Origin of the sequence: Shewanella sp. AS16, from assembly GCF_021412365.1 — a bacterium.
GTDB classification, from domain to species: Bacteria; Pseudomonadota; Gammaproteobacteria; order Enterobacterales; family Shewanellaceae; genus Shewanella; species Shewanella salipaludis.
In genome coordinates, this window is the sequence record NZ_JAKCLK010000172.1 from 1 (window position 1) to 305 (window position 305).

1 protein-coding gene is annotated in these 305 nt (G+C 54.1%); it reads right to left on the reverse strand.

Annotation, left to right across the window (positions count from 1 at the left end; genetic code table 11):
• Nucleotides 1-138: 138 nt before the first annotated feature.
• A partial coding sequence (locus LZP73_RS21575; RefSeq protein ID WP_373171507.1) for a cellulose synthase subunit BcsC-related outer membrane protein occupies nucleotides 139-305 on the reverse strand: 167 nt, incomplete at its 5' end.

A 305-nucleotide genomic window follows, 5' to 3' on the forward strand; every position in this document is an offset into this window, starting at 1 on the left:
GACAACGGCTGCCACCATTGCCATCTGCTTGATTGTTAACGAGCGACTTACGCGCAAATTGTCTCCCCCCGGAAATCCCAGATTGCCGCCCGAGTATACCCGATCGCAGCGGCATTAAGAGAGGCGCTATCTGAAAACTTACCAGTCGGCGTAAGGTATCAGCGGCTGCGGCGGTAAATCCATGTCACCCTGCCATCCGGCGGCGGAATAACGTACGTAGAGCAGGAAATGGCTGGGTGCGTAATCTTTTGCCTGCTGGATATCAATTGCCGTGCCGACAAACCAGTTGGAAGTAACACGTCGTT